The sequence below is a fragment of the Nesterenkonia sp. DZ6 genome, assembly GCF_022565835.1.
Classification (GTDB): Bacteria; Actinomycetota; Actinomycetes; order Actinomycetales; family Micrococcaceae; genus Nesterenkonia.
This window is the reverse complement of sequence record NZ_JAJOYW010000001.1, coordinates 375,612-393,985: the sequence shown is the minus strand read 5'-3', so window position 1 is coordinate 393,985 and position 18,374 is coordinate 375,612. Positions and strand designations below refer to the sequence as shown.

The following is an 18,374-nucleotide window of genomic DNA, read 5'->3' as shown; positions in this document are numbered from 1 at the left end:
CGTGTAGGTTGCCTACATGGATTCTCGCAGCTCGGAACGCAGCCAGCAGCACGCGCGCCATTTGGAACCCCGCCACCTCGAGCTGCTGCGCGAGATCGCCGCCCGCGGCACCCTGGCCGCGGTGGCCAAGGCCACCCACCGCACCCCCTCAGCACTCTCCCAGCAGCTGCGCACCGCCGAGCGGGATCTCGCGGTGAAGCTGGTGGAGCCGGATTCGCGTGGGGTGCGGCTGACCCCGGCCGGGCAGCTGCTCGCCGAGGGCGCCGATGAGGTCATCTCCAGCCTGGCCCGTGTGCAGGCCCGGCTCGACGCCTCCACGGGAGAGCCCCGGGGATCGGTGAGCCTCGGCACCCTGCCCAGCGCCGGGCAGGTGCTGCTGCCGCAGCTGCTGCGCCGGCTGCGCGACACCGCCATCACGCTGACCCTGGATGACTTCGACATCGCCGAGGCAGATTTCGCGGCCCGCGCACTGGACGCGGACATCGTGATCAGTCACAGCATCAGCGGACGCGTGCCGCGCGGGGCCGAAGGGCTGATCAACACGGTGCTCACCCGGGAACCCATCGACGTGGTGCTGCCCGTCGAGCACGCACTCGCGACCAAGACCGAGCTGACCCCGCACGACGTGGTCGATCATGACTGGGTCGGGGTTCCCGAGGGTTACCCCTTCGACGCGATCCCGGTGGCCATCGAACAGCTGATCGGGCGTCCGGTGCACCGGACGCTGCGGCTGCGCGACAATCACCTGCTGGAATCCCTGGTCGGCGCCGGGGCGGGGATCGGCCTGTTGCCGAGGTTCAGCACCCGGCCCGCACCAGGGGTAGTGCTGCGGCCACTGGTCGGCGTCAGCGCCTCCCGAAGCATCGTCGCGCTGAGCAGGCCTGACCGCTACGAGCGTCTCGCGGTCAGGACGGTGACCGAGCATCTGGTCAGCATCGGGGCTGAACTCATGGGCGGATACTCGGTTCAGCATGGTTGACGCACGATCAGCGCCGGTGAGTCTCATTTACACTCAAGAGATGCATCGAATCCTCTCAGTGGGCCTGACCGGCGGGATCGCCTCGGGCAAGTCAGCGGTCTCGAACCGGCTGGCTGAACATGGCGCCATCGTGATCGACGCCGACCTCCTGGCCCGGGAGGTGCTCGAACCCGGCACCGACGGGCTGCACGAGGTGGTCGAAGCCTTCGGGACCGGTGTGCTCACCGACTCTGGCGCCCTGGACCGGGAGGCGCTGGGCCAGATCGTCTTCGCCGATGAGGACGCCCGCGCCCGGCTCAACGCCATCGTCCACCCCCGGGTCCGCGAGGCCCGCAATGCGCTGCGCGCCCAGGCTCCCGAGGGTGCCGTGGTGGTCGAAGACATCCCGCTGCTGGTGGAGACCGGACAGGCGGACCGGTTCGACGTGGTCGTGGTGGTCGCAGCACCGCCGGAGCAGCGGCTGAACCGGATCGTCCGGGACCGCAACACCAGCCCCGAGGACGCCCAGGCGCGCATCGACGCGCAGACGACCGAGGCCGAACGGACCGCCGTGGCCGACGTCGTGCTGGACAACTCCGGGACCCTGGAGGAGCTGCACGCACAGGTCGATGAGCTGTACGAGAAACTCCGCGGGCGGGTCACCGCCCAGCAGTAGCATTGATCTATGAGTCTCGCTCAGAAGATCAGCCGCACTGTCGCCCCCTTTGAGGTCATCAGCCCCTTCAAACCCTCGGGTGATCAGCCGAAGGCGATCGCCGAGCTGGTGGAGCGGATCGAGGGTGGCGAGAAGGACGTCGTGCTGATGGGCGCCACCGGCACCGGCAAGTCAGCCACAGCGGCCTGGCTGGTCGAGCAGGTGCAGCGGCCCACGCTGATCATGGTGCAGAACAAAACCCTGGCCGCGCAGCTGGCGAACGAGTTCCGCGAGCTGCTGCCGAACAACGCGGTGGAGTACTTCGTCTCCTACTACGACTACTACCAGCCCGAGGCCTATGTGCCGCAGACGGACACCTTCATCGAGAAGGACTCCTCGGTCAATGAGGAGGTCGAGCGGCTGCGCCACTCGGCCACCAATGCGCTGCTGACCCGGCGGGACGTGGTGGTGGTCGCCACCGTCTCCTGCATCTACGGCCTGGGCACGCCCGAGGAATACATCAAGCAGATGGTCGCGGTCGAGGTGGGGGAGAAGATCGAGCGCGATGAGCTGCTGCGCCGCTTCGTCGGGATGCAGTACGCCCGCAATGACACCGACTTCCACCGCGGCACCTTCCGGGTCCGCGGGGACACCGTAGAGATCATCCCGATGTATGAGGAGCTCGCTGTGCGCATCGAGTTCTTCGGCGACGAGATCGAATCCATCTCCACCCTGCACCCGCTCACCGGCACCGTGGTGCGCGAGGAGGAGGAGATGTACATCTTCCCCGCCAGCCACTACGTCGCCGGTGACGAGCGGATGGCCAGCGCCATCACCCGTATCGAGGACGAGCTGCGCGACCGCCTGGCCGAGCTGGAATCCCAGGACAAGCTGCTGGAGGCCCAGCGGCTGCGGATGCGCACCACCTATGACCTCGAGATGATGCAGCAGATGGGCTTCTGCAACGGCATCGAGAACTACTCCCGGCACATCGACGGGCGCGGACCCGGTTCCGCCTCGCACTGCCTGCTGGACTACTTCCCGGACGACTACCTGCTGATCGTCGACGAGTCCCATGCCACCATCCCGCAGATCGGCGGCATGTACGAAGGTGATATGTCGCGCAAGCGCACCCTGGTGGACCACGGGTTCCGGCTTCCCTCCGCCATGGACAACCGGCCGCTGAAGTGGGACGAGTTCCTCGAGCGCATCGGACAGACCGTGTACCTCTCCGCCACCCCCGGGCGCTACGAGCTGGACCAGGCCGATGGTGTGGTGGAGCAGATCATCCGTCCCACCGGCCTGGTGGACCCGCAGATCGTGATCAAGAAGACCAAGGGTCAGATCGATGACCTGCTGGGGGAGATCCGCACCCGGACCGCGAAGAACGAACGAGTGCTGGTCACCACGCTGACCAAGCGGATGGCCGAGGACCTCACCGAGTACATGCTGGAGAACGGCATCAAGGTGGAGTACCTGCACTCGGACGTGGACACGCTCAGGCGGATCGAGATCCTGCGCGACCTGCGCCGTGGCGTCCATGACGTGGTGGTCGGGATCAACCTGCTCCGTGAGGGCCTGGACCTCCCCGAGGTCTCGATGGTGGCGATCCTGGATGCGGACAAGGAAGGGTTCCTGCGCTCCACGACTTCTCTCATCCAGACCATCGGCCGTGCCGCCCGCAACGTCTCTGGCGAGGTGCATATGTACGCGGATCGGATCACCGATTCCATGCGCCGCGCGATCGATGAGACCGACCGCCGCCGGCAGCGCCAGATCGATTACAACACCGAACATGGGATCGACCCCACTCCGTTGCAGAAGAAGATCGCCGACATCACCGACCAGCTGGCCCGCGAGGATGCCGACACCGCCGAGCTTCTGCAGGGGATGGGAGGCCTGGCCACCGGATTCCAGTTCGGGAAGGGCCACCGCGGTTACACCAGCTTCGACAGCGAGGAGGGGGAGGACAGCACCGGGAAGAAGCGCTCCGGCAAGTCGCTGGCTGCGCAGACCCCGGCCAAGGACCTCACCGACCTGATAGCCCAGCTCACCGCCCAGATGCATCACGCGGCTGAGGAGCTGAACTTTGAGGTGGCAGCGCGGCTCCGCGATGAGATCGGGGAGCTGAAAAAGGAGCTCCGGCAGATGCAGAACGCCGGCCACGATCAGATGTGACAGACACGTGCTACGTCTCAGATCCTGAATACGTTCAATCAGAGTCTGAGTTTTTGCTGTGAATCCCTTATGCTGACGTAGGTCATATCAGTGGGACTTTGGGGGACAGCAGTACGTGGAATTGCGTGAATATTTAAGGATCCTCCATCGCGGATGGCTGATCATCGTGCTGGCGACCCTCGCCGGGATCGGTGCCGCGGCTACGTACTCGATGCTCCAGAGCCCCCAGTACGAGGCCGGGACCAGGGTGTATGTCTCCACAGACTCCGCGTCTACGGTGGCGGAGCTGGGCCAGGGCACCACCTACACTCAGCAGATCGTCGAGAGCTTCGTCCAGGTGACCACGACCCCCCGCGTGCTCCAGCCGGTGATCGATGACCTGGGGCTCCAGCAGACGCCGGCCGAACTTTCAGAATCTGTCGCCGTGTCCACTGACGCCAACACCGTGCTCATGCAGATCACCGCGACCGATGAAGACCCCACGCTGGCGGCCGAGATCGCGAACTCTGTGACGGAAAGCCTGATCGGTGTGGTCGGGGAGATCACGCCAGGTTCATCCGGTGAGGACAGTCCGGTCACCGTGGAAGTCCTTCAAGAGGCCGTGGCCCCAGAGTCCCCCGTCGCCCCTCGGATACCGCTCAACCTCGCTCTCGGATTCCTCGTTGGGATGGCCCTTGGCGTGGGTATCGCGGTCCTTCGCGAGGTGCTGGACACCAAGATCCGCGGGGAGCATGACATCTCTGCGATCACTGACACTCCTGTTCTGGGAGGCATCACCTATGATCCCGAGGCACAGAAGCGTCCTCTGGTGGTCCAGGTCGACCCGAAGAGCCCCCGTGCCGAGTCCTTCCGAACCCTGCGCACAAATCTTCAGTTCCTGGAGGTGGGAGAGTCCAGGCGCAGCTTCGTCGTCACCTCGTCCATTCAGGGTGAGGGCAAGTCCACCACAGTCGCCAACCTCGCCATCACCATGCAGGAGGCGGGCCAGAGGGTCCTGGTGATCGACGCCGATCTCCGCCGACCCAGAGTTGCCGATTACTTCGGTCTCGAAGGCGCGGTGGGTCTGACCAACGTGCTGATCGGCAAGGTGGACCTCGCAGACGTCGTTCAGTACTGGGGTCCCCATGACCTTGCGGTGCTTCCCGCCGGAGACATCCCTCCGAACCCGAGTGAACTTCTCGGCTCGCCCAGCATGGACGCGCTGCTGCGTTTCGTGGAGGACCAGTTCGACGTCGTGCTGATTGATGCGCCGCCGCTTGCGGTCACAGATGCGGCGGTGCTCGCCACACGGGCAACCGGCGCCATCATGGTGGTCGCGGCGGGAAAGACCACCCGTCAGCGATTCACGAGATCCATCAGCTCCCTGGAGAGCGTCGGAGCCAAACTCTTCGGCGTTGTTCCCACCATGCTTCCCACCAAGGGCCCCGACGCCTACGGCTATGGGCTCTACGGCTACGCGTATACCTATGAAGAAGATGGGAAGGCGTGAGCGATGTCGGATCCCTTCCGCGTTCTGGTGGTCTGTACCGGAAACATCTGCCGCTCCGCACAGGCCGAGCAGCTTATCCGCGCCAGGGTTGCCGAGAGCTTCCCGGAGCTTGAATCAGTGGTTTTGGTGGAAAGCGCCGGAACGGGAGCCATGGTCGGGTCCGGTATGCCCGCAGAGGCCGCGGCGCTTTCCGCGCGCCATGGTGGGGCCCCCGCGGACCACGCGGCGCGCCAGCTGACGGCCGAACACATGAGAGCAGCAGATCTCGTCCTAGCAATGGCGGCTAAGCATCGCAGCGCGGCGGTGCGGCTGCTGCCTCGCGCGTCGCGAAACACCTTCATGCTCACCGAGTTCGCGGCGCTGCTGGAGAGCGCGGAGCAGACTTCCCTGCCGCCGACGGCGGAGTTCTCCTCTTTGGACGCAGCGGACAAACTCCGAAGCGCAGTGAAGTGGGCATCAGCGCGCCGGGGCTTCCTATCCCTAGAGGGTGGGGCTCCAGCTGACGTGGTTGACCCATACCGGCGCTCGCAGGAGGTCTACGCCGAATCTGCTCGCCAGATCGTCGAAGCTCTCGATCGCGCCCAACGAGCCGCGGTGAACCTGGCCCACAAAGTCGGATTTCGAGCCTAGGGCGGGGGCTCTCAGGCAACGCGTTGGTCATCGCAGGACTCGCGGTGTTCATCGCCGTTGATATCATCCTCGTCGCACTTGCCCTGGGGTGGGGTCGAGATGAGCCCGAAGCCTCGGGGACGCCCTCGACGCCACAGACTAGAGCGCCTGCAGAGCATGTTGAAGACGCCGCGGTCGATGCAGAATCATCACTTGAAGTCGACGTGGAGTTAAATGCCCCACGCCTTCTGCCAGTCGTCAGCGACACCGTGGCATGGCGCTCGGAAGGAGGCACGTGCGATGAAGTCGGCGCGCTCGAATTCACCGCGGATGGTGGGGAGACTTGGGGTCCGCCATACCCCTCCGCACACGGTATGGGACGCCCCCTTTGGGTCTCAGGTGCGGACTACACCACCGTGCAATCTGCGGTTGTTACAGGAGCAGTCTGTGACCCCGAGGGAGTGCGCACGTTTGACTCGGGAGGCCTCATGGCATTAGAAAATTAGGTGATCGCCATCTCTATGCTCGTGGACCCTTCTGATTCATCCGTGTTGAGTTGGGGCGGCGAGAACATCGATGGACCCTGGGGGAATATGACTCAGGTTGCAGTCACCGGAGGCATTGCCTCAGCTGTCTGCGGTGATGGTTCGATCTGAAGCGTTCGGTCCGACGGCACCGAATGGACCCAGCTCGGTGTGGACAGTGTCGTTGCACTCAGTGTGAACCGCCCTGGGATTAATGGAGACTCTGGTCTGCGCCGGGTTTGTTTGCGTCGAGATTTCTTGGTTCTCATGCCGCATTGACGATCCGATTGCGTTCAGATTCTATCGGCGTGACCCAGCCAAGCTGGCCCTGACGACGTTGACGGTTGTGCCAGATCTCGAGGTACTCGAAGATCGCGTTGGCCAGTTCCACACGCGTGTTCCAGATACGGGTGTCCAAGAGTTCAACCTGCATCCTTGACCAGAATGCTTCGATCATCGAGTTGTCGTAGCAATCCCCGACCGAGCCCAGGGAGGGAAGCAGGCCAGCGGCTTTAGCCCTGGTGGTGAAGGCCCAGGAGTCGAATTGCACGCCTTGGTCCGAGTGAGTGATCGTGCCAGGTGCCAGGTGCCAGGTGCCAGGTGCCAGGTGCCAGGTGCCGGAGTCGCGCCGAGTCGGGTATCGATGGCCATGCCAAGGGCATTGGTAGCCAGCGCTGCGGTCGGGGAGGAATCGATCGACCAGCCCACGACGCGACGGGAGAAAGTATTCAGAACGACGCAGCAGAAGAGCTTTCCTTCGTGAGTGCGATGTTCGGTGAGATCTGTGACCCACAACCGGTTCGGCTCCTGACGAGTGAAACCACGTTGGACCAAGTCCGCGGCTAGCTCGTCGGGCAACATCCGTCGCCACTTGCGCCGCCCAGTCAAGCCTTTGATGCCGGCTCGGCGCATCAGGAGCTCTATCTGCTGGTAGCCAATGGCCATGCCCCGCCCCATGGTGAGCTCGGCGTGGACCCGTCGCACACCGGAGCGGCCGTGAGATGCGGCGTGGACCTCGGAGATGACACCGGTGAGCCATTCGTGACGGATCGCTCGTTCCGAGGGGGCCCTGTTGCGCTGAGCGTAGTAGCCCGACTCCGCTACTCTAAGGACTCGACGGGCAACCTGGACTGGCAGTCACTGCGTGGCGATCACCTCGACCGCCGCATGTCGCCTTCTGGGCTGGTGTCGGATTTGAGCACCTCCACCGCCTTCGTCGTGACGGCCAGCTGCAGCTCCAGTTCAGCGATTCGTTTCTTCGCCGCGCGTAGTTCGGCATTCTCCGCAGTGGTCAGCCCCGGGGTCTCGCCACGGTCGATCCGGTCTTGTCGACGCCAGGCGTAGATCGTCTGGTCACTGATTTGCAGGTCGTGGGCGATGCTCGCGACGCTGCGGCCCGCGTGGAGCAGGTCCAGCACTCGTCGCCGGAATTCAGCGGGGTAGCCTCTTCGTCCCATCTGGTCCTCCTGTGCTCAGGACATACAGAATCCAAGAAATTCGTACTCCTCGGAACCCGGGGCAGACCAGTGTGCCCAGTAGAGCTCGGCGGGGATACTGCCCAAGACTTACCGGGAACACGTTGTGGCTCTGGGTGGGGGACCAGGTGCTGGTATCGACAGATCTTGGCCGGAGTCTTGACTAGACTGCGCCCCGCGAGCTGAGAGTCTATGTCGTCGACCAACTTGCCGGACAGCCCCGTTCACTAAAACTAACAGCGACCGCTGACCCGCAAGGAATCCGGTCAAGTTTCACAGGTCCAAGTTTTTCATAAAGCTAACAGGGTTGCCTGTGGTTGCAGAGCCAAGTGCGGCCTCCACGACCGTCAACGTGCGCAGTCCCTGTTCCAGGGTCACTACGTCGCTCGGCAGACCCAAGACTGCGTCTCTGAACGCTTCGTGTTCGACCTGCAAGGGCTCGCGCTTCGGAAACGCGAACCTGGTTTGGTCTCCTTCCGACACTCCTCGGAATGCGGTGACAGATTCCCATTCAATGGGGATTGTCCCGTTCGCGCTGAACGTGAGATCTCCGGTGGCAGTGTCTGCAACAAAAGCGCCCTTTTCTCCGGTGACGACGGTGACCCGCTCCTTTAATGGACTAAGCCAGTTCACCAAGTGATTGACGATTACCCCATTGTCGAGCCGGCCCGTGATCGCGATGACATCTTCATGTGGACGCCCAGACTTGGTCGAGGTCTGTCCATAAACGCTGCGGTACTCGCTCTGCGCGACCCACGCGGTGAGGTCGATGTCGTGAGTGGCGAGGTCCTTGCCGACTCCGACGTCGGCGATGCGAGAAGGGAAGGGCCCCTGGCGGCGCGTGGCGATTTGATAGACGTCGCCGAGGTCTCCCGCTTCGATTCGTCTGCGCAGTTGTTGGAGAGCCGGATTGAAGCGCTCAATATGGCCTACGGCACCTACCAACCCATTGGCCGAAAATGCGTCGACGATGCGTGTGCCAGCTTCGACGGTATGCGCGATCGGTTTCTCAATCAGTGTGTGTACACCGGCGGCAGCCAGTTTGAGGGCCGCCTCTTCATGGAATCGAGTCGGGGTGGCCACGATGGCCACGTCGATCCCGATATCGATGAGCGCCTCGACGTCCCTGAGGACTTCGAGGTTTCCCGCGACGCCGTGCGGGTCACCTCCGGGGTCGGAGATGCCGACGAGCTCTACACCATCCAACTCGCGCAGCACGCGTGCATGATGCCGACCCATCATGCCGATTCCCAGCAATCCGGCGCGCAAAACCTTAGCCATCATGCACCAACTCTCGCAACGCTGTTCACGGCCGTCACAATCCGATCAAGGTCTTCTTCGCTGAGTGAGGGGTGCACCGGCAGTGAGAGCACTTCTCGTGCAGCACGATGTGTTTCCGGGAGATCGATTTCCCCAGCGAAAGACGCAAGTGAGGGCAACTGGTGATTTGGAATGGGGTAGTAGATCCCGCTACCGACCTGATGCTCATCTCGCAACGCCCTGGCAAAACCATCTCGGTCCTCAGGCACACGGATTGTGTACTGGTGATACACATGAGTAGCCCCGGGACATTCGACGGGGATCTCTACGCCCGCGAGGTGCTCGCTCAAATAAGCTGCGTTCTCCCGGCGTTGCTGTGTCCAAGCGGGGAGTTTGGTCAGCTGTACGCGTCCAATCGAGGCGTGAAGATCGGTCATCCGGGCGTTGAAACCCACAATCTCATTTTCGTACTGACGCTCCATGCCTTGGTTTCGGAGCAGGCGCGCAGTGCGTGCCAGTTCATCTGTAGCAGTCACGATCATCCCGCCTTCCCCGCTGGTCATGTTCTTAGTGGGGTAGAGCGAGAACATCGCAAACGCCCCGAATGTACCGACGGGTCGGCCATCGAGGGCTGCGCCGTGTGCTTGCGCGGCGTCTTCGTAGATGTCCAAATGGTACCGCTCGGCGAGTCGAGTCAGCTGATCGAGGTGCGCCGGGTGCCCGTAGAGATGCACGGGCATGATGCCCTTGGTGCGTTCTGTGATAGCCGCCTCGACCGCGCCGGGGTCGAGTGTGAAAGTCTCCGGATCGATGTCTGCAAAAACTGGTGTCGCGCCCGTGAGAGCCACGGAATTTGCCGTTGCAGCGAACGTGAAGGATGGAACGATGACTTCATCGCCGACCCCCACACCTGCTGAGAGCAGTCCCAGGTGGAGGCCAGAGGTACCGGAATTTACGGCGACGACAGGGCGACTTGAGACGAGCTGGTCTGAGAATTCACGTTCGAATGCTTCCACCTCGGGCCCTTGTGCGATCATGCCTGACTGGAGCACACGGTCGACTGCGGCACGTTCTTCTTCACCGATGATCGGCTTTGCCGGTGGAATAAATTCGCTCATTCTCTGTCCTTCTGTAGCAGGCCGTCTTGTTCTCGGTACTCTTCGCCAGTTTGCGGGCAAACCCATGATCCTTCGCCTGAGTCCGTCAGTGGCACGCCAGCTTTGCCGACCCAGCCAACCCGTCTGGCGGGGACTCCCACCACAAGAGCATGTGCCGGCACGTCAGCCACCACGACGGCACCTGCCGCGACGGTAGCCCAGGCGCCGATAGCCACAGGCGCTACGCAGACCGCACGGGCACCGATAGATGCCCCCTCGGCGATGGTCACACCGACAGGCACCCAATCAGCGGTGCCCTTGATCTCTCCCTCGGGAGTGATGGCGCGGGGGTAGGTGTCGTTCGTCAACACAACCGCTGGCCCGATGAAGACTCCGTCAGCTAATCGGGCTGGCTCATACACCAGTGCGTAGTTCTGGACCTTGCAGTTCTGGCCCATCACCACCCCCGTGCCGATGTACGCGCCACGTCCAACGACACAATTCGGACCGAGGACCGCGTGTTCGCGAACTTGGGCTAGGTGCCAGATCGAGCTTCCGTCGCCAATCTGCGCGCTCGGCGACACATCTGCAGTCTTGGCAAGTAGCGCCCGATTCGAGGAGGTAGCTCCGTTGCTCAATGTGATGATGCTTTCCCTATTACGAGTCGGGGTACGCCAGTCCAGGTCTTGTCATCGGTGATGTTGCGACCGTCGACTAGCAGTTTCACTCCAGGCAGTTGGGTAGGTGCGAGTGCTCTGTAATCCGCATGATCGGTATGCAAAATGGCGACGTCGACCTCATCGCCAAGCGTGTACGGTTCGAATCCAAGAGTCCGCAGTTCTTCATCCGTATACAGCGGGTCGTGCACGGTCACTCTTGATCCGCGGCTGCGCAGGGCTTCAACAGTGGGAAAGACGCCGGAGAACGCCGTTTCCTTGACCCCGCCCCTGTACGCGGCACCGAGCACTACGGCCCGCGTACCACCGAGATCGCCTAGGAGCCCCTCGGCCCGCGCCACGAGCTTCTCGGGCATCGACGCGTTCAGCAGGCGGGCAGTTCTGACGATGTCAGCCCCAGGATCAGTTGACAGGTATAGGCGCGGGTACACAGGGATGCAGTGACCGCCGACTGCGATGCCAGGTCGATGAATATGGCTATAGGGCTGTGAATTGCAGGCGTCGATTACAGCCTGCACATCGATACCGTTGTCACCTGCGAACAGTGCGAACTGGTTGGCAAGTCCGATGTTAACGTCGCGGTACGTGGTTTCGGCCAGTTTGGCCAACTCTGCGGCCTCAGCGGTACCGAGATCCCAAACACCGTTGGAACGGGGCAGGTCCGGGCGCTCATCGAATTGGAGAACCGCTTCGTAGAAGGCCTGGGCACGCTCGGCGCCCTGCACTGAGAGAGCGCCGATTAGCTTCGGGTACCTCCGAAGGTCAGTGAAAACTCGCCCGGTCAATACTCGCTCGGGCGAGAAAACCACGTCAAAATCCGTGCCCTCCGCAAGGCCCGAGATTTGTTCGATCAGGGGTTTCCATCGATTGCGGGTCGTGCCCACCGGAAGGGTCGTCTCGTAAGAAACCAGGGTCCCGGGAGTCAAGTGCTCGGCGAGCGAGCGGGTGGCCGCATCCATCCATGCGAAATCGGGCTCCCAGGTTTCGTCGTTCACGAAGAGGGGCACCACAATCACCACAGCATCCGCGCCGGGAATTGCATCGCTGTAGTCGGTTGTTGCGCGAAGCCGTCCCGCGGGCACTAAGTTGCTCAACTTCTCCTGGAGGTCTCGCTCCCCGGGGAATGGTTCGACGGCGCTGTTGATGGCCCCGACCACGTCTTTGTTGATATCGACGCCAATTACCTCGTGACCGGAACTTGAAAACTGAACGGCGAGGGGGAGTCCGATTTTTCCCATGGCTACTACTGCAATGCGCATACATTCATCCTAAAGGACAAGGCGATCCACGGAGTCCACGTGCGGTCCAGCAATAGCACAGACTCGCGTCTAGGGACTTTGTTCCATGCAATCTTGCCTACCTCAGTCGGTGGCGCTCACGGCAACACGTGCTCTGCCGACAGACCGCTACAGGACACTGCGGGTTCCCGATCGACTCCACGAGTGCTGCATCATTAATGAGAGTGGCAACCCTACTTGCCCATATCTCCACAAACTGTGGCTTGCCCAAGCAACTGGCCACATAGGGCAGCCGACAGTGTCTCGAGTGCAGCGTTGCGACGAAAGCGACTGCTGAATCCAGTGCAACGGTCAACGGCTTTATGTCTCGATACGAGGTTTTATCGCCGGCGACCTTAGGAAATTCGGCACCCAGTGGCCCCACGGGTCATTCAAGCTTGTACCGGAGGACATGCACCTGACCGGGTCCTGCTTGTGACGAAGGTCAGTCTCGACAACGACCGCTGTCGCTCTCCGTAGATAAGTTCACGACTCTGAACTAGTCGACTCAACGTCGGTAGTGGCCCATACTGGCCTCGGCTCAGCTCTCAAGCGCGTCGAACGCAAATCATAGGTTGGCTGAGGCTGAGTCTAGGCGGTGATAGGATCTCCGCGACATCCGACCGAGCCAGTCGTTCGTTGCGGGTGTGAGGTTGGCAACTAATCGATTGACGATCTTTCCATCCCAAACCACTCGCTGACTTCGGTATCGAAGTTCGACATTGAGAAGGTGCAGAGACGTCTCCTTCCGATATATGCAGAGACTCGGCTGTGAGGGCAGCTAGAAGATATAAAGCGGTCACGACTGCGGAACCCCCGGAGCCTGGGTGATCAACTGATGCAGTCGCATTTCTGAAGGAGAAATAGAATGATCAATATACTTCCTAGGCGAGGATCGGTTGCACACGTTAGTTCGGCGCACCCATACACTGACAATCGAATCCACTACCGGGAATGTCAAACTCTGACAAATGCCGGATATGATGTGACACTCATAGCGGTAGACAGTGATGTCGATGGTCCAACCAGTGGTGTACGAGTTCTGACGATCCCTAAAAGGACACGGTTCAAACGTGCCTTCCTCTCGTCAACTCAGGTTATATATCTGGCGATCAAATCGCGAGCAAAAATCGTGCATCTGCACGATCCTGAGCTAATCCCGTTCATTCCTATTCTCCGGATATCTGGGCGGAGCGTAGTTTACGACGCACACGAAGACCTGCCGATGCAGATACTCACGAAACCGTACTTGTCTCGGGCGGTGGGTCGTGCCGCGGTCATTCCGGCGCATGCGCTTATTGCCTTCGCCCGGCTAGCTGCTCACAGAGTTGTCGCCGCCACCGAACAAGTTGCAGTTCGTTACGGTCCGGATAAAACGGTCGTTGTCCATAACTACCCACCGTTGCGCATTGAAGAGAACAGCCCTCCAATCAAAGATAATATTGCGGTTTACATCGGTGCTATTTCTGAAAACCGCGGCATTATAGAGATGCTGCGTTCCACGGAATGTCGGGATTTTCCGAGTAGTTGGGAACTCCATCTTGCCGGCCGAGGCGGAGCTAAATTTTTGGAGGCCATCGAAGAAATAGGAAACTGGTCTCGCGTTGTATATCACGGAGAATTGCCTTCGGATAAGGCCAGAGACCTATTGTTGAGGTCTAAGGTAGGGATCGTCGTTCTGGCGAGTACGCCCGCGCACCGGGAAGCGTTTCCTACTAAGATGTTCGAGTATTTTGCCGCGTCACTGCCCGTGATTGCTTCAGATTTTCCAGTTTGGCGGAATATCATCGAAGATAGTGATAGCGGGACCCTTGTTGACGAAACAGACCCTGATGCTATTGCGCGAGCCATTAAAGCTTATAGCGAATCGCCAGAGATCGTCGAGGCGCATTCCAAAAATGCACGACTACACGCCCTTGAAGTTCGCAATTGGACCACTGAAGGTCTTAAACTTGTTGCCGCCTACGAAAGTCTCACTTGACAATGAAGCGGAGAGCACTTCAATCGTTATATCGGAGTGGAATCTCGCGAATACTCAGCGGGAGCCTTCTCGGGCAGGGAGTACTTCTGGGCGTTTCGCCGCTTTTGACGCGCCTATATACGCCGGCCGATTTTGCTGCGCTCGCCGTATTTACTGCGTTGGCTACTATTTTGGGGAGTATAGCCACCCTTAGTTGGGAGCGTGCGATTGTTATTCCTCGCAGTGAGGCACAGGCCAGATCAGTACTAGGACTTGGATTACTTTCCGTATTAGTGCTGAGTAGTGCGACGGCCGCGGCCGCGTATTTTCTCGGGACCGATCTCGACGCTCTGTTTGGCGTGCACGTTTTCGCCGACCTTTGGTGGCTCTTGCCCTCGACCGTAGCTGTGTTTGGATTGTTTCAATTGCTGTCTGCGTGGCTCATTCGAATGCAAGCGTATGGCCAGATCGCCGCGAGAAATGTCTTCCAAGGTCTGTCGCAAGCTATCTCAACAGTCTCACTAGGGTTTCTTGGGGTGGGCACCGGTGGTCTCATATCAGGTGCCGCTGTCGGCAGAACAGTTGGCCTGCTCGGAGTGGTCCCGTGGCGAAGTCTTAGACCCGCTAACGGACAGTCCTGGGCCCGGTTCTGTACTGTGGCTAGACGTTACAAACGTTTTCCATTAATCGCGACGTGGTCTCGATCTATGAATATTCTCGGACTCCAGCTTCCTGCGATACTCATCGTGGCTTTCTATGGAGTCTGGGAGGCAGGAATGTATGCGTTGACAGTCAAGGTGTTGGCAACGCCGATAGGCATCGTGACAACAGCTGTCAGTGAGTACTTCGAGGGAGTTTTCTCCGGTCGTCTTCGTTCACACGCAAGTGGGCTATCGTCCATGGTACTCGGAATCTCAGGACGACTGGCCGTTATCGCCATCCTTCCGACCCTGACCGTCGTTCTGCTCGGACCAGTAATTTTTGAATGGACTTTTGGCCAAGAGTGGCGAAAGGCCGGGGAGTTTGCGCGAGTTGTTGTGGTCTTCTACGCATTCCAGTTCGCGATCTCTCCGATTTCCCGCGTGCTTCTGGTTTTGGAGAAGCAGTTTCTCCAGTTAACGTGGGATGTGTTTCGCATGGTCCTCATGCTCCTCGCAATCCTGCTCCCAGTGGCACTTGGGGGTACACTGATCCAGGCCCTCATCGGAGTAGCGGCTTCGCAAACGGTGGCGTACACAGTTCTGTTGTGGATTTGCTTTAGGGAAGCCCGGAGAGCTGAACTGCCTCTGACGGCTTCTTTGCCCTGAGTGGTGAGTGTCATGTTCGACTCTTCGCCAGCGCAACAAGGTACAGAATGGAATTTCCCTCACAATGAGTCCCACTGGAAGCCGCCTGCGAGGCTGGAACAGTGTGGGTCCGGTCGTTCTTGCAGTCCTTATCTATGCTGGACAGCTGAAACAGAACCCCTTGCTCAGCTGGATTCCCGGCGATCTGACGGTCCTGTGTGTCATCATCGTGGTGGTAGCAGCGCTAGTCACGCGAGTCCGCTCTGGGCCCGCGACCAGCTATGTCGTTCTTCCCTACGTCGCCTGGATTTTGTTTCTCCCCGCAGTCGCACTCACGCCCGCCACTGAATATGCGCAAGACAAAGTCATAACGCTCTTCACGATCAGTCTAATACTTGCTGTAGCGCCTTTTTATTTGCTGCGCCAAGCAGGTCAACGAAAAGTGTTTCTTGCTACATTCGTAGTTATTGCAGTCCTCGTGGCCTTATATTCTTTGTTTTTTGATCAGGTTACCGCAAATAACTTCTCCACGGGACTCGCTTTTGACGGGGCAGACACGATCGGCACGGGGCGTATTGCGATGACCGGAGCCTTGGTCTGTCTGATTCTCGCACTGCGCGGTAAGGTGCTGTTTCCATCGAGAGTTGCACTGTTCCTCTTAGCAGTTTCCATCGCTTTTCTTGCGGTTGCAAGTGGTAGTAGAGGACCTCTTGTTGCTGCGCTATTGGCGGTCATTGTTATGGTTTGTGTTTCTCCCGGCTTTAAATCGCGGCGTGCTTTTTCTGTTTCTCTGGCCATTGTTGCGGTCGGTTGTCTTGTATGGTTCGCGTCTTCGGAGTCAAATAGGGGAGGCGCTCGGGCGTTTTCAGTCTTCGCGGGGGAATCCGACTCTTCTACCGATGCGAGGATTGAGCTTTGGAGCGCAGCGTGGCAGCAGTTCTCAACATCTCCACTAGGCAGCGGGTGGGGTGGTTATGATAGCCCCCTATCCACAATTCATTATCCACATAATGTTTTGCTCGAGATTTTCGTCGAGGCCGGGATTTTGGTAGGATCTGTTGTATTTCTGTTCACATTTATCACAGTTTTAAGTTCGCTCAGGATAGCGATTGAGTGGGAGGAGGTAACTATGCTTGGCTTGATTGTCTTTGGCCTGTTTAATGCACTGGTTTCCTCGGATATCAATGGCAGTCGGCTTTTAATCGTGGCAATCTTCTCCGTGTGGTCCCTGAAACGCCCGGGGGTCTGTCGGCAGAAGGTTAGACGTCCGTGAGACTACGTGTCGTTGAGTGAGTGACTTGCGGCATGGTAGATGTGGGGAGAGTGGTGTCTTCTTCACATGGGGCGTGTCTGTTGAAGTCTCGAGAGTTGGGCTTGTGGTTTTCTGTATAGGATTTAGGTCGTTGGCCCCCGTTAGCTTCTAAGGACACCGTTTCTCCGGCAGGATGAGTGGTGTTGGCCGGTCCGGTCTCTGGGCATGATCGTTTGCCCCCAGTCACCCCATGATCCGGGGGGTGTTGTCACCCAGAGGCTGGTCGCGGCGGAGCATGGATCGCTGATAGGGCCTCTGTGTCAAGAGTTGGCCGATGCGCCTGTGCTGAGGTCCTTGAGAATCGTGCGGTAGATGACATTGCTCAGCCTTCTCTTGAGGGCCCTGCGAGCTTCTCGAGGGGTCTTACCCTCCGCCAGTTTCTTCAGGTAGTAGTCGCGGCCGAGACCTCCATGCTGGATCTGGCACACCGCCATGACGTGCAGCACAGAGTTCAAGCGGCGATTGCCACCCGGATTCAACCGCTGCCTCAGGTTGTCTCCACTGGAGGTATCTAAGGGCGCCGCTCCGGTGTAGCTGGCGAAGTGGCCGGCCGAGCGGAACCGGTGCACGTCGCCGACCTCGCCCAAGATCTTTCCAGCCATGATCGTGCTGATGCCCTGGAGCCCCATCAGTGAGGTGCCTGATGCCTGCAGTTCCTCAGCGATGCGGTGCTCGTAGTCATCCATGTGCTTCTCCAGGCGGGCCACCTCACCGATCAGATCGCGCGCCAGATCCCGACGAGTCTGACCTATCGCAGTCGCGGGCCGCAGGCCCCTCAGCGCAGCTCGACCCCTTGTCAGCGTCAGACCTCGTGGCACTCCACCAGGAATCAGGTCCCGGAGCAGGTCGTGGAGGCGATTCAGCGCGCGGGTGCGTTCACTTTGGAGCCCGTCTCGTTGGCGGGTCAGCAGGTCAAGAATCTCGGCGTGGTCCTCAGCCGCCACCGACCGTAGACCTTCGTGATGTTGAGCGACCCAGCCCACGGCTCTTGCATCAGCGGCGTCGGACTTCCGACCGCCGCCGGTGTGCAGGACCCGGGCCTTCATTGACAACGTGGAGGGAACATCGAGGACGTCATGGCCCTGACTCAGAAGGAACTGGGAGATACCTCGTCCCAGGCCCCGGGCACCTTCCACTGCGAAGAGGACATCCTCGAACCCTGCCGCCCACGCCAGAACGGCAGGGCCCGTGCCCTTGTTCACAGCAAAACGACGGGTCGCGCTGGTCGTTCCATCGGCTTCCAGGGCTGCGGCGGTCAGTGATGATTTGTGTGGATCGATTCCGATGACAGTCATGATGAGCTGCTTCCACTCGTAGGGATATGAAGCTCCCTCGGTGGGCACTCTGACTTTGAATCACCAACACGCCTCTGTCGAACCACACCCAGGGCCGATGACGGTCAGCCAGGCACCCGATCAGTGAGCCAGCCCCATTCCGGGGGCGGCAAGAGGCACGCGGACCAATGCTGACCGTCACCATCAACACTACAAAGCTGCAGGCTCCTCAGTGCCGGCCGTTGTCCCATTCAAGACAAGTCAGAGGCACGACGCCCCAACGCGGGATGACAGCGTAGAGGGCTTGTTTTCTAACGTGGATGCCGAGCATGACCCGCCCACC

The 18,374-nt window shown here is 60.3% G+C and carries 16 protein-coding genes; 8 read left to right on the top strand and 8 right to left on the bottom strand.

What is annotated here, in order from left to right; genetic code table 11:
* Window positions 1-16 precede the first annotated feature (16 nt).
* The 5 genes from LTH93_RS01775 to LTH93_RS01755 all read left to right on the top strand — a co-directional run bounded on the left by LTH93_RS01775 (window position 17) and on the right by LTH93_RS01755 (window position 5,910).
* Window positions 17-979 (top strand): LysR family transcriptional regulator, encoded by a 963-nt coding sequence (locus tag LTH93_RS01775; protein ID WP_241469855.1) that lies wholly within the window; start codon window positions 17-19, stop codon window positions 977-979.
* A 40-nt stretch (window positions 980-1,019) separates the two neighbouring features.
* Window positions 1,020-1,634: a dephospho-CoA kinase gene (gene coaE / locus LTH93_RS01770; RefSeq protein WP_255727111.1), complete on the top strand. Its 615-nt coding sequence runs from the start codon at window positions 1,020-1,022 to the stop codon at window positions 1,632-1,634.
* 9 nt (window positions 1,635-1,643) lie between these two features.
* The gene (gene uvrB, locus LTH93_RS01765) at window positions 1,644-3,791 is read left to right on the top strand and encodes an excinuclease ABC subunit UvrB (protein WP_241469853.1); all 2,148 of its coding nucleotides are present in this window, start codon (window positions 1,644-1,646) and stop codon (window positions 3,789-3,791) included.
* A 115-nt stretch (window positions 3,792-3,906) separates the two neighbouring features.
* Window positions 3,907-5,280, top strand: coding sequence for a polysaccharide biosynthesis tyrosine autokinase (locus tag LTH93_RS01760; RefSeq protein WP_241469851.1), 1,374 nt, complete (start codon window positions 3,907-3,909; stop codon window positions 5,278-5,280).
* Window positions 5,281-5,283: 3 nt separating this feature from the next.
* A complete protein-coding gene (locus LTH93_RS01755; RefSeq protein WP_241469849.1) occupies window positions 5,284-5,910 on the top strand; it encodes an arsenate reductase/protein-tyrosine-phosphatase family protein in 627 nt (208 codons plus the stop codon).
* 768 nt (window positions 5,911-6,678) lie between these two features.
* On the opposite strand, the gene LTH93_RS13355 is transcribed toward LTH93_RS01755, so the two are convergent.
* The 7 genes from LTH93_RS13355 to LTH93_RS01725 all read right to left on the bottom strand — a co-directional run bounded on the left by LTH93_RS13355 (window position 6,679) and on the right by LTH93_RS01725 (window position 12,181).
* Window positions 6,679-6,963 (bottom strand): IS3 family transposase, encoded by a 285-nt coding sequence (locus LTH93_RS13355; protein ID WP_241469847.1) that lies wholly within the window; start codon window positions 6,961-6,963, stop codon window positions 6,679-6,681.
* Window positions 6,867-7,436, bottom strand: a complete 570-nt coding sequence (locus tag LTH93_RS13140; protein ID WP_370642687.1) for a DDE-type integrase/transposase/recombinase — start codon at window positions 7,434-7,436, stop codon at window positions 6,867-6,869. Before LTH93_RS13140 ends, LTH93_RS13355 begins: the two co-directional genes overlap by 97 nt.
* A gap of 128 nt (window positions 7,437-7,564) precedes the next feature.
* Window positions 7,565-7,870, bottom strand: a complete 306-nt coding sequence (locus LTH93_RS01745) for a transposase (RefSeq protein ID WP_241469845.1) — start codon at window positions 7,868-7,870, stop codon at window positions 7,565-7,567.
* 291 nt (window positions 7,871-8,161) lie between these two features.
* Entirely contained in the window at window positions 8,162-9,172 is a 1,011-nt protein-coding gene (locus LTH93_RS01740; protein ID WP_370642627.1) for a Gfo/Idh/MocA family oxidoreductase, read from the bottom strand.
* Window positions 9,169-10,266: a DegT/DnrJ/EryC1/StrS family aminotransferase gene (locus LTH93_RS01735; RefSeq protein WP_241469843.1), complete on the bottom strand. Its 1,098-nt coding sequence runs from the start codon at window positions 10,264-10,266 to the stop codon at window positions 9,169-9,171. Before LTH93_RS01735 ends, LTH93_RS01740 begins: the two co-directional genes overlap by 4 nt.
* Window positions 10,263-10,883, bottom strand: a complete 621-nt coding sequence (locus tag LTH93_RS01730) for a DapH/DapD/GlmU-related protein (protein ID WP_241469841.1) — start codon at window positions 10,881-10,883, stop codon at window positions 10,263-10,265. The genes LTH93_RS01735 and LTH93_RS01730 overlap by 4 nt, the downstream gene beginning before the upstream one ends.
* A complete protein-coding gene (locus tag LTH93_RS01725; RefSeq protein ID WP_241469839.1) occupies window positions 10,880-12,181 on the bottom strand; it encodes a nucleotide sugar dehydrogenase in 1,302 nt (433 codons plus the stop codon). Before LTH93_RS01725 ends, LTH93_RS01730 begins: the two co-directional genes overlap by 4 nt.
* An 886-nt stretch (window positions 12,182-13,067) precedes the next feature.
* On the opposite strand from LTH93_RS01725, the gene LTH93_RS01720 reads away from it, so the two are divergent.
* The 3 genes from LTH93_RS01720 to LTH93_RS01710 all read left to right on the top strand — a co-directional run bounded on the left by LTH93_RS01720 (window position 13,068) and on the right by LTH93_RS01710 (window position 16,718).
* The gene (locus LTH93_RS01720) at window positions 13,068-14,180 is read left to right on the top strand and encodes a glycosyltransferase (RefSeq protein ID WP_241469823.1); all 1,113 of its coding nucleotides are present in this window, start codon (window positions 13,068-13,070) and stop codon (window positions 14,178-14,180) included.
* Between the two features lie 2 nt (window positions 14,181-14,182).
* Window positions 14,183-15,466 (top strand): lipopolysaccharide biosynthesis protein, encoded by a 1,284-nt coding sequence (locus tag LTH93_RS01715; protein ID WP_241470349.1) that lies wholly within the window; start codon window positions 14,183-14,185, stop codon window positions 15,464-15,466.
* Between the two features lie 64 nt (window positions 15,467-15,530).
* Window positions 15,531-16,718 (top strand): O-antigen ligase family protein, encoded by a 1,188-nt coding sequence (locus tag LTH93_RS01710; protein ID WP_241469821.1) that lies wholly within the window; start codon window positions 15,531-15,533, stop codon window positions 16,716-16,718.
* 299 nt (window positions 16,719-17,017) lie between these two features.
* On the opposite strand, the gene LTH93_RS01705 is transcribed toward LTH93_RS01710, so the two are convergent.
* A complete protein-coding gene (locus tag LTH93_RS01705) occupies window positions 17,018-18,052 on the bottom strand; it encodes an IS110 family transposase (RefSeq protein ID WP_241469818.1) in 1,035 nt (344 codons plus the stop codon).
* Between the last annotated feature and the right edge of the window lie 322 nt (window positions 18,053-18,374).